The following is a 10,358-nucleotide window of genomic DNA, read 5'->3' on the forward strand; positions in this document are numbered from 1 at the left end:
TTTAATTTCTTGGTGGTATATTTGTAACCAACTTCGAAAGCGAAGAAAAAATGCTCAAAGGATGAGTCCGTTTATCGCCTCCATGGAACCGAGAAATCAAATTTATGTTCAATTGATTTTATAAGGTGATAGTTATGAAAGGTTTACCATCAGCAATGTTCTGGACAAACAAGTCTGTTTATACTGGCAACTTTGCTTACCCAACAAGCTTTGGTTATTAAGACTTTAAGCATGTTATTTGAACTGTATGTTCACCCCCTAGATATTGGAATTTTTTTGTAGTCAGTTTGGCTAAAATGATTCGCCGCCACCTCAGATGAGGTGGCGTTTTTTTATCTCAATGTTCAACACTTCCTTTACGGCTACGGCTACGGCTACGGCTCAACGGCAATACGATATGGAAATCCGCTTTTTCTTTTTGAAGAAATGAAGCGCGACTAGGTTCATAAGCCATTAATAAAAGCATATTACAGCCTTAATTCTATCTGGAATTTGTGATCTGATCTCTCTATAATCCACAGCCAATCGATTACGCAACCGTTTACTTTTTTACCCTTATAGGACTCGATCATGCTCGAAAGGCTATTTAAACTTAGTGAATATGGCACAAACGTGCGCACTGAGGTTATCGCAGGAATAACGACATTTCTCACGATGGCATACATTATCTTTGTTAACCCTGCGATCTTAGCGGATGCCGGCATGGACCGTGGTGCAGTATTTGTTGCTACGTGTCTTGCGGCGGCTATTGGCTGTTTCATCATGGGCTTTGTCGCCAACTACCCAATTGCGCAGGCTCCGGGTATGGGGTTAAACGCATTTTTTACTTACGCCGTTGTGCTCGGCATGGGATATACATGGCAAGTTGCGCTGGCGGCGGTATTCGTTTCTGGTGTGCTGTTCATTTTTCTTAGTATCTTTAAAATCCGTGAGTGGATCATCGGTTCGATTCCGATGTCATTACGAACGGGGATCTCGGCCGGTATTGGACTTTTTCTTGCCTTTATTGCCCTGAAAAATGCAGGCATTGTGGTTGATAACCCTGCAACTTTGGTTTCTGTCGGCGCAATTACTTCTCTTCCTGCTGTACTCGGTGCGATAGGTTTCTTCCTGACGATTGCTTTGGTTCATCGTGGTTTAAAGGGTGCCGTAATGATCGCGATTCTTGCGGTTACTGGCCTTGGTTTAGTGTTTGGTGACGTTCAGTGGCATGGCATTATGTCGGCACCACCAAGTATTGCGCCAACTTTTTTGCAGCTTGATTTCTCCGCCATTTTTGAAGTGGGTATGATCTCAGTGGTGTTTGCGTTTCTGTTTGTCGATCTATTTGACACGGCTGGCACCTTAGTTGGCGTGGCGCAAAAAGCAGATTTGATTGGTAAAGATGGTAAAATTCCACGTCTAAATAAAGCATTGCTTGCCGATTCTACCGCTACGTCAGTCGGTGCCCTGCTAGGTACATCAAACACAACCTCTTACATTGAAAGTGTGGCGGGTGTTGCTGCTGGCGGGCGCACAGGGCTGACTGCAGTCGTTGTTGGCATTTTGTTCTTACTTGCATTATTCTTCTCGCCATTAGCTGGAATGATCCCTGCGTACGCTACGTCTGGTGCATTATTTTACGTGGCAATTTTGATGCTTTCTGGTTTGGTCAGTATTGATTGGCGCGATTTAACAGAAGCGGCTCCTGTCGTCGTTACCTGTTTATTAATGCCGCTGACATTCTCTATCGCAGAAGGTATTTCTCTTGGTTTCATTGCTTATGCGGCTATCAAACTATTTAGTGGCAAAGGGCGCAGTGTATCGATGAGTGTGTGGGTGATGTCAGCCATCTTCATCTTTAAGTATATCGCCTCTGCAATGTAATGAACGACACAGATTATTTAAATAATTAGGTTTACAACAATGAGCAATAAATTCGTTATCACTTGGGACAACATGCAGACTTACTGTCGTCAATTGGCAGAAAAACAGATGCCTGCAGAGCAATGGAAAGGTATTTGGGCGGTGAGCCGTGGTGGTCTGGTTCCTGGTGCCATATTGGCGCGTGAATTAGGTATTCGCCATGTCGATACGATTTGCATTTCAAGTTACGATCATGATCATCAGCGTGACATGACAGTGATCAAAGCACCTGAAGGTGACGGCGAAGGTTTCTTAATTGTTGAAGATTTGGTCGATAGTGGTGATACCGCACGTAAGCTACGTGAAATGTATCCTAAAGCGAAATTGATTGCGGTGTGTGCGAAGCCTTCTGGCGTAAGCTTGTTAGATGATTATGTTGTGGATATTGCTCAAGATACGTGGATTGAGCAGCCATGGGATATGACGATTCAATACGCAGAACCGATTAACCGTAAACAAAAGTAATGTTTTTCTTTGCGTTTATTTGAAAATGGCCCTTTATCGGGCCATTTTTTTTATTACTATTAGAGCACCGCTCTCAATTGAATCGACTTATGTCTGAATCTAACAGCCAAAACCTTTCTGAAACCTTGTTCCAGAAATACAAGCAAGCCCAAGAAACCTCGGCATTGACCCGTTATATGCCAAGCAGCCAAGAAATTTTGGACCTAAAAAAACAGCAAGAAGGGTACGTTTGGTATCGAAATCTCAGGCGTTTACAGTGGATATGGCAAGGTGTTGATCCAGTAGAGCAAGAAGAAGTTCTCGCCCGCATTGCCTCTTCGAAACATTCGCGAACCGAAGCGGATTGGCTAGATACGGTTATGGGCTATCACAGTGGTAACTGGGCATACGAGTGGACTAAGCTGGGTATGCGTCACCAAAAGCGCGCTAATGACAAGCAAGACGAAGAGGCGGCCAATGAACTTTTTTCCGCGTCGCTCTGCTTTAGCATTGCTGGTTATCCGCATCTAAAAAATGATAATTTATCCTTACAGGCACAGATACTGTCAAACAACGCTTATAACGAAGCGGCCAAATTGACTCGTTATGTGATTAAGCAAGTTGAAGTACCCTATAAGAACAAAAAAATAGTCGCTAATTTGCATTTGCCCAATACCGATAGGCCTCATCCGGTCGTTTTGGTTAGTGCCGGTTTAGACAGTTTGCAGACGGATATGTGGCGTTTGTTTAGAGATTATCTCGCGCCTAGAGATATTGCGATGTTAACCATTGATATGCCCTCCGTAGGTCATAGCTCCCATTGGCCCTTAACTGAAGATTCTTCATGTCTGCATCAAGCCGTACTCAATGAACTGGAAAGCTTGCCTTGGGTTGATCATCGAAAAGTGGGGCTTGTTGGATTTCGATTTGGTGGTAACTCTATGATCAGGCTCTCTTTTCTAGAGCAAGATAAAATCAAGGCTTGTGTTTCATTAGGTGCACCTATCCACGATATTTTAGCTTCGCCAGAAAAATTGAAAAAAATGCCCAAAATGTATATTGATGTGCTGGCGTCTCGTTTAGGTAAAGACGTGGTGGATATTAATAGCCTTGCTGGGTTGATGCGAGCGTGGTCACTGAAAGTGCAAGGTTTTTTAACCAGTAGGCGAACTAAAGTTCCGATTTTGGCTTTAGGATTAGAAGGTGATCCCATTTCACCCTATTCGGATAATCAATTAGTTGCAATTTTTAGTGAATATGGCAAAGCGAAACAGATAAAAAGCAAAACAATTACACAAGGATATGAGCAATCCCTCGATTTAGCGATAAAGTGGTTAGAAGATGAGCTATTTAGGTGACTTTTCTACTAAATTAGTTAAGCATGATATTGGTATGCGGTAACAAGCATATGATTAATAAAAATAATGATCGTTCTTAACATTGAAATGGAGAGTCAATATGTCAGAAATGACCCACACCCCGACTCATTATCGCTTATTGTCTGCTTTAAAAGCTATTGGACCTTATTTACGAGAAGGCCAATGTCGTGAGGATCACTACTTATTTGATTGCCTTGCGTCTTGCGTTAATGACAAAAAATCCCCAGAAAAACGAGAGTTTTGGGGCTGGTGGCTGGAACTTACTAAGAAAGAATCAGGGTTTGAGGCTAAGTATCATACAGGACGTTACAACTTAGCTGGCGCGTGGGATGCCGACGCAATTCCTAAATCCGTATTTTCTGAAGTCAAACGTACCCAAGAAGAGTTTCATGCCAAATTAGTAGCGAGTCTCTATGAGCGCTTTGAATTGAGTGTTGAGATTGCACAAGATTCCGCTGAATTCGTCTGATTTTCGTTATCCCCTTACCCTCGTGATGAAAAAGGTGCTTTTTAGCACCTTTTCTACTTGTGAATTATTGCTTTGATTGCTAAAACATCAGCTCTTATGTGTTTTCCATTTCAGAAGAAATCATGACAACGAATCAACAAAGCGGAAAAGCGGTGCAACTTCAAACAATCGTTGTGAAGCTAGGAACCAGTGTATTAACCAGTGGTACTTTGGCGTTAGATAGAGCTCATATGGTTGAGCTTGTCCGTCAATGTGCTGAACTGAAAAAGCAAGGCCACTCAGTGGTGATTGTATCGTCGGGCGCAATTGCCGCTGGTCGAGAACACTTAGGTTACCCCGCACTCCCCAACGCAATGGCTAGCAAACAGTTGCTTGCTGCGGTTGGGCAGAGTCAACTGATTCAAGCATGGGAATCTCTTTTTGCTATTTACGGGATTAAAATCGGCCAAATGCTGCTGACTCGGGCCGATCTAGAAGATCGTGAGCGTTTTTTGAATGCGCGAGATACCATTAATGCTTTGGTCGAGCACGATATTATTCCTGTGGTCAACGAAAACGATGCCGTGGCAACCAGTGAAATCAAAGTGGGCGACAACGACAATTTGTCAGCCTTGGTTGGTATCTTATGTGGTGCCGATAAACTATTGCTGCTGACTGACCAAAAAGGGCTCTTCACCGCGGACCCGCGTAAAGATCCTAACGCTGAACTGATTAAAGAAGTCAAAACCATTGATGATACCTTGCGTAAAATCGCTGGGGGTAGTGGTACTACGCTTGGTACCGGAGGTATGGCAACTAAGCTTCAGGCTGCTGATATTGCTCGTCGTGCAGGGATTGAAGTCATTATCGCCGCAGGGCGTGCCAGCAACGTTATTTTTGACTCTTTAAGTGATGCGCCACAAGGCACCCGTTTCTTGCCATGTACCGAAGCGTTAGAAAACCGCAAACGCTGGATTTTAGCGGGTCCTGCCGCTTCTGGTGACATTGTCATTGATGGCGGAGCCGTCAACGCTGTAGTCGCGAATGGCAGTAGCTTATTAGCGAAAGGGGTAGTGAATGTCAGTGGTACTTTTGCACGTGGTGAAGTGGCGCGAGTAACCGATAAACAAGGCGTATTAATTGCCCGTGGCATTGCCGCTTATTCCAGCCAAGACTTAGCCAAAATCGCGGGCAAACACAGCAAAGATATCGGAGGCATTTTAGGTTACGATTATGGCTCAGAAGTCATTCATCGCGATGATCTTGTTGTGATCCAAGAATAGTAAGGAAAAGAAAGTGGATTTAACCATAATGGGTAAAGCCGCCAAACAGGCCGCTTTCCAGCTCGCTACCGTTTCAACGACACAAAAAAACAATGCATTAGCGATCATTGCCGATGAACTGGAGGCGCAGAGCGCCGCGATTTTAAAAGCGAATGCTCAAGATATCGAACTGGCCCGCGAAGCCGGGTTGAACGATGCGATGCTTGATCGCCTATTGCTCAATGAATCGCGCCTGCAAGCCATTGCTAATGACGTGCGTAATGTGATTAATCTCAATGACCCTGTCGGTAGTGAAATCGATAGCCGAGTGCTTGAAAACGGATTGTCATTATCTCGCCGCCGAGTACCGTTAGGTGTGGTGGGCGTTATTTATGAAGCGCGTCCTAATGTGACCATTGATATTGCGGCATTGTGTTTAAAAACGGGTAACGCCAGTATTTTACGGGGAGGGAAAGAGACCTTTTTCTCCAATATGGCGCTAGTCAACGTTATTCAATCGGCGCTAGAAAAAGCACAACTACCAGCGGCTGCGGTACAGTATATTGAAAAACCGGATCGCGAACTGGTTTCACAGCTGCTCAAGCTGGATGAATATGTTGATATGATCATTCCGCGCGGCGGCGCTAGCCTACATAAAATGTGCAAAGAAAACAGCACCATTCCGGTGATTATTGGTGGTTTTGGCATTAGCCATATTTTTGTTGACCAATCGGCGGATCTGGACAAATCAGTCGAGGTAATTGAAAACGCCAAAATTCAGCGCCCTTCTGCGTGCAACGCACTGGATACTTTGCTGGTTCATCAAGCGATTGCCAGTGAATTTTTGGCAAAACTGGTGCTACGACTTAATGATCAAGTGACCTTCGTTGTAGAGCCAAAAGCCCAAACCTGCATGAGCCATGCGAAACAGTTGAGAGAGGCCGTTGAAGGCGATTTTGACACCGAATGGCTAAGTTACACTTTGGGTGTCAAAGTGGTCGATGACGTGCAGCAAGCGATTGAACATATGCGTGAACACAATGCAAGCCATTCGGATGCGATCATGACAAATGACCTATTTAATGCAGAGCTGTTTATTAATTCCGCGGGCTCTGCTGCAGTGTATGTCAATGCTTCGACGCGTTTTACCGATGGGGCTCAATTTGGTTTAGGTGCTGAAGTGGCCGTTTCGACCCAAAAATTGCACGCTCGCGGGCCGATGGGCTTAGAAGAGTTGACCAGTTACAAGTGGGTTGGCAAAGCCAATTACTTATCACGTCGTTAAGTTCTTTTCGTTATGGATAACGCAAAGTGTGGTTGTTAACAAAATAGAGATTGAAAAGGGGCTGATGCCCCTTTTGCGTTCAACTTGCGTACTAATTCCGGTACACTGATGCTCATTGTTATGGAGGTGATATGCATTGTCCTTTTTGTTCAGAGAACGACACCAAAGTGATTGATTCTCGTCTTGTCGCAGATGGCCATCAAGTGCGCCGTCGCCGTCAATGTTTGGCATGTAATGAACGTTTTACCACGTTTGAATCGGCCGAGCTCTTGATGCCAAGAGTCATCAAATCAAATGGAAATCGTGAACCGTTTAACGAAGATAAAATGGTCGGTGGTATACAGCGAGCATTAGAAAAACGACCAGTCAGCGCCGATGCGATTGAGCTTGCAATCAGTATGATTAAATCTCAGTTGCGAGCCACTGGTGAGCGAGAAGTCCCAAGTAAAATGATTGGTAACTTGGTGATGGAGCAGCTCAAAGTACTCGATAAAGTCGCTTACATCCGCTTTGCCTCCGTGTATCGCAGTTTTGAAGATATTCGTGAGTTTGGTGAAGAAATCGCGAAGCTGGAAGATTAATCGCTTATGTTTACTCCTTTTGATTATCAAATGATGTCGCGAGCCATTGAGCTTGCCAAAGGTGGCGTTTTTACCACTCAACCTAACCCCAATGTCGGCTGTGTGATCACTCAAGGAGAGCAGATTGTTGGTGAGGGGTTTCATGTTCGTGCTGGTGAGCCGCATGCCGAAGTACACGCCTTACGCATGGCAAACGAGCAAGCGCAAGGCGCTACCGCTTATGTCACTTTAGAGCCTTGCTCGCATCATGGCCGTACACCGCCTTGCGCTGAAGGCTTGATTAACGCCAAAGTGGCGAAAGTGATTTGCGCAATGCAAGATCCGAATCCTCAAGTCGCTGGGCGTGGTATTCAAATGCTGCGTGACGCTGGGATTGAAGTCGAAGTCGGTTTGTTAGAAGCGGATGCCATCGCGCTCAATCCGGGTTTTATTAAACGCATGACAAGTGGGATGCCCTTTGTCCAATTGAAAATGGCCGCAAGTCTTGATGGACAAACAGCACTCAATAATGGTCAGAGTCAATGGATCACTTCAGCGGCCGCGCGGCGAGATGTGCAAAAATTTCGCGCCAAAGCGGGTGGAATTTTATCGACCAGCAAAACAGTGATTGAAGATGATGCTTCATTGACTGTGCGTTGGGATGAACTGCCTCCATCAGTGCAAGTGAACTACCCACAACATCAGTTACGCCAACCAGTGCGAGTCATTCTTGACAGGCAAAACCAACTCCATGATGGTCTAAAGCTGTATCAACATTCCGGTGAAGTATTGGTGCTTGGCACTGAACATACGTCATTGCTCAATAGCAACCAGACACAATTTGAGTTAGCGGATACCTTAGCTTATTTAGCTGAGCAGTCACAAATGAATCATCTCTGGGTAGAAGCTGGTGCCACACTGGCTCGTTCACTGATCCAAGCCCAATTGGTCGATGAGATCATTTTGTACTTAGCGCCTAAAGTCATGGGTAGTGATGGTCGGGGGCTATTTGGTGCTTTGGGGCTATCTTCCATGGCGGATACGCTAGAGTTAATCATCAAAGATGTACGACAAGTTGGGCCGGATATTCGGATCATTGCCGTACCTAAAATAAAAGATAAATAGCATGTTTACAGGAATTATCGAGGCGGTAGGTACACTTGCCGCGATTACACCCAAAGGTGAAGACATCAGTGTGACCGTGAAAGTCGGTCATCTTGATATGAGCGATGTCAAACTTGGTGACAGTATTGCCACAAATGGTGTCTGTTTGACCGTGGTAGATTATAACAGCACTCAATATACAGCGGATCTCTCACTAGAAACGCTCAACAAAACCGGGTTTGCTCACTATCAAGTTGGTGACATGGTCAACCTAGAAAAAGCCATGTTGCCCACCACTCGTTTTGGTGGACACATTGTTTCTGGGCACGTTGACGGTGTTGGTGAAATCATTGAACGAAATCCTGTTGGTCGTTCGATAGAGTTTTGGGTAGCGATCCCACCGGCATTGAATAAATACGTGGCTGAAAAAGGCTCAATTACAGTAGATGGTATCAGCCTCACTGTGAATGATTTAAGAAAGAATGCCTTTAAGCTGACCATAGTGCCTCACACTTCTGCCGAAACGACCATTGATGCATTTCATGTTGGGCGTAAAGTGAATTTGGAAGTGGATGTGCTCGCGCGTTATATGGAGCGTTTGCTGCAAAACCAGCAAGATGAAGAGACACCAGAGTCAAAAATTAGCTTAGCATTTTTACAACAAAATGGTTTTGCGTAAACCGCGCATTGTCCCATGCCACCACGGTCGTGGATAAATCTAAGTCAGGGACTGTGCGGAAAATAGTTCAGCGATAGGAAAATAGAGTATGCCAATAAGTACCCCGCAAGAGATCATTGAAGATATTCGTCTTGGGAAAATGGTCATCTTAATGGATGACGAAGATCGTGAGAACGAAGGTGACTTGATCATGGCCGCCGAGCACGTTACTCCTGAAGCTATTAATTTTATGGCTAAATTTGGTCGTGGCCTGATCTGCTTAACCATGACTAAAGCTCGTTGTCAGCGTTTAGGCTTGGCTCCTATGGTGCAGGATAATAATGCTCAATACACCACCAATTTTACCGTCTCGATTGAAGCGGCCGAAGGCGTAACCACCGGCATTTCAGCGGCCGATCGCGCCGTGACGGTACAAGCTGCGGTGGCGAAAGAGGCGAAAGCTTCAGACTTAGTGCAACCTGGGCACATTTTCCCACTGGCTGCGCAAGAGGGGGGCGTTTTAACTCGCGCTGGGCATACGGAAGCCGGTTGTGATTTGGCGCGCCTTGCGGGATTAGAGCCCGCCTCTGTGATCGTCGAAATTTTAAATGATGATGGCACCATGGCGCGTCGCCCTGATCTTGAAGTGTTTGCCGAGCAACATGGTTTAAAACTCGGTACGATTGCTGATCTGATTGAATACCGTAACAATACTGAGACGACCATTGAGCGTGTTGCACAGTGCAAGTTGCCGACAGAATACGGTGAATTTGAACTGATCACTTACCGCGACGTGATTGATAATCAGATCCATTACGCATTGCAAAAAGGCACATTGGATGGTCAAGCGCCATTGGTGCGAGTTCATCTGCACGATACCTTTACCGATTTACTGCGTAGTGATCGCAATGCTGAACGCAGTTGGACTTTAGATAAAGCGATGCAGCGTATCGGCCAAGAGGGCGGCGTATTGGTCATTTTAGGTAATGAAGAGTCGAGCGACTTATTGATCCATCGCGTTAAGATGTTTGAGCAACAAGACAAAGGCCAAGCGCCTACTTTAGCGAAAAAACAAGGTACTTCACGCCGTGTGGGGATTGGTTCACAAATTCTGGCGGATTTAGGTGTTCGTGACATGCGTTTACTCTCCTCAGCCAATAAAAAGTATCACGCTTTAGGCGGTTTTGGCTTGAATGTGACAGAGTATGTTTGCCAATAATGTCATCTCGTTTTAGCGCTTAGAACCTAACGTCACATTTAAAAATACACCGTAATAAAACCAATAAAGGAAGCCCAACGCCTGTCTCTTATAC

At 45.2% G+C, this 10,358-nt stretch carries 11 protein-coding genes; 10 read left to right on the plus strand and 1 reads right to left on the minus strand.

What is annotated here, in order from left to right:
* Positions 1–337: 337 nt before the first annotated feature.
* Positions 338–466 carry a hypothetical protein gene (locus B9J87_RS17875; protein ID WP_254917176.1) on the minus strand — a complete coding sequence of 43 codons (129 nt, stop codon included), beginning with the start codon at positions 464–466 and terminating at the stop codon, positions 338–340.
* A gap of 104 nt (positions 467–570) precedes the next feature.
* On the opposite strand from B9J87_RS17875, the gene B9J87_RS02970 reads away from it, so the two are divergent.
* The 10 genes from B9J87_RS02970 to ribBA all read left to right on the plus strand — a co-directional run bounded on the left by B9J87_RS02970 (position 571) and on the right by ribBA (position 10,264).
* A complete protein-coding gene (locus B9J87_RS02970) occupies positions 571–1,866 on the plus strand; it encodes an NCS2 family permease (protein WP_019282317.1) in 1,296 nt (431 codons plus the stop codon).
* 39 nt (positions 1,867–1,905) lie between these two features.
* The gene (tet(34), locus tag B9J87_RS02975) at positions 1,906–2,370 is read left to right on the plus strand and encodes an oxytetracycline resistance phosphoribosyltransferase domain-containing protein Tet(34) (RefSeq protein WP_010320141.1); all 465 of its coding nucleotides are present in this window, start codon (positions 1,906–1,908) and stop codon (positions 2,368–2,370) included.
* 89 nt (positions 2,371–2,459) lie between these two features.
* The gene (gene frsA, locus B9J87_RS02980) at positions 2,460–3,707 is read left to right on the plus strand and encodes an esterase FrsA (protein WP_094149324.1); all 1,248 of its coding nucleotides are present in this window, start codon (positions 2,460–2,462) and stop codon (positions 3,705–3,707) included.
* A gap of 100 nt (positions 3,708–3,807) precedes the next feature.
* Positions 3,808–4,197, plus strand: coding sequence for a sigma factor-binding protein Crl (gene crl / locus B9J87_RS02985; protein ID WP_026027640.1), 390 nt, complete (start codon positions 3,808–3,810; stop codon positions 4,195–4,197).
* Between the two features lie 122 nt (positions 4,198–4,319).
* Complete coding sequence (gene proB, locus B9J87_RS02990; protein WP_094149325.1) at positions 4,320–5,459, plus strand: glutamate 5-kinase; 1,140 nt, start codon at positions 4,320–4,322, stop codon at positions 5,457–5,459.
* A gap of 13 nt (positions 5,460–5,472) precedes the next feature.
* On the plus strand, positions 5,473–6,723 hold the full coding sequence (locus tag B9J87_RS02995) for a glutamate-5-semialdehyde dehydrogenase (protein WP_094149326.1): 1,251 nt from the start codon (positions 5,473–5,475) through the stop codon (positions 6,721–6,723).
* Between the two features lie 131 nt (positions 6,724–6,854).
* Complete coding sequence (gene nrdR, locus B9J87_RS03000) at positions 6,855–7,304, plus strand: transcriptional regulator NrdR (protein ID WP_010320136.1); 450 nt, start codon at positions 6,855–6,857, stop codon at positions 7,302–7,304.
* A gap of 6 nt (positions 7,305–7,310) precedes the next feature.
* Entirely contained in the window at positions 7,311–8,408 is a 1,098-nt protein-coding gene (ribD, locus tag B9J87_RS03005) for a bifunctional diaminohydroxyphosphoribosylaminopyrimidine deaminase/5-amino-6-(5-phosphoribosylamino)uracil reductase RibD (RefSeq protein ID WP_094149327.1), read from the plus strand.
* A gap of 1 nt (position 8,409) precedes the next feature.
* Positions 8,410–9,066, plus strand: coding sequence for a riboflavin synthase (locus tag B9J87_RS03010; protein WP_094149328.1), 657 nt, complete (start codon positions 8,410–8,412; stop codon positions 9,064–9,066).
* 88 nt (positions 9,067–9,154) lie between these two features.
* Positions 9,155–10,264, plus strand: a complete 1,110-nt coding sequence (ribBA, locus tag B9J87_RS03015; RefSeq protein ID WP_013856195.1) for a bifunctional 3,4-dihydroxy-2-butanone-4-phosphate synthase/GTP cyclohydrolase II — start codon at positions 9,155–9,157, stop codon at positions 10,262–10,264.
* Positions 10,265–10,358 lie beyond the last annotated feature (94 nt).

The sequence above is a fragment of the Vibrio sp. V19_P1S1T109 genome, from assembly GCF_002241375.1.
Taxonomy (GTDB): Bacteria; Pseudomonadota; Gammaproteobacteria; order Enterobacterales; family Vibrionaceae; genus Vibrio; species Vibrio anguillarum.

Bases quoted from the DNA above. Each gene is read 5' to 3' on its own strand.
- ribBA (WP_013856195.1), top strand. From the start codon at position 9,155: ATGCCAATAAGTACCCCGCAAGAGATCATTGAAGATATTCGTCTTGGG.
- B9J87_RS02970 (WP_019282317.1), top strand. From the start codon at position 571: ATGCTCGAAAGGCTATTTAAACTTAGTGAATATGGCACAAACGTGCGC.
- ribD (WP_094149327.1), top strand. From the start codon at position 7,311: ATGTTTACTCCTTTTGATTATCAAATGATGTCGCGAGCCATTGAGCTT.
- frsA (WP_094149324.1), top strand. From the start codon at position 2,460: ATGTCTGAATCTAACAGCCAAAACCTTTCTGAAACCTTGTTCCAGAAA.
- nrdR (WP_010320136.1), top strand. From the start codon at position 6,855: ATGCATTGTCCTTTTTGTTCAGAGAACGACACCAAAGTGATTGATTCT.
- crl (WP_026027640.1), top strand. From the start codon at position 3,808: ATGTCAGAAATGACCCACACCCCGACTCATTATCGCTTATTGTCTGCT.
- proB (WP_094149325.1), top strand. From the start codon at position 4,320: ATGACAACGAATCAACAAAGCGGAAAAGCGGTGCAACTTCAAACAATC.
- B9J87_RS03010 (WP_094149328.1), top strand. From the start codon at position 8,410: ATGTTTACAGGAATTATCGAGGCGGTAGGTACACTTGCCGCGATTACA.
- B9J87_RS17875 (WP_254917176.1), bottom strand. From the start codon at position 466: ATGCTTTTATTAATGGCTTATGAACCTAGTCGCGCTTCATTTCTTCAA.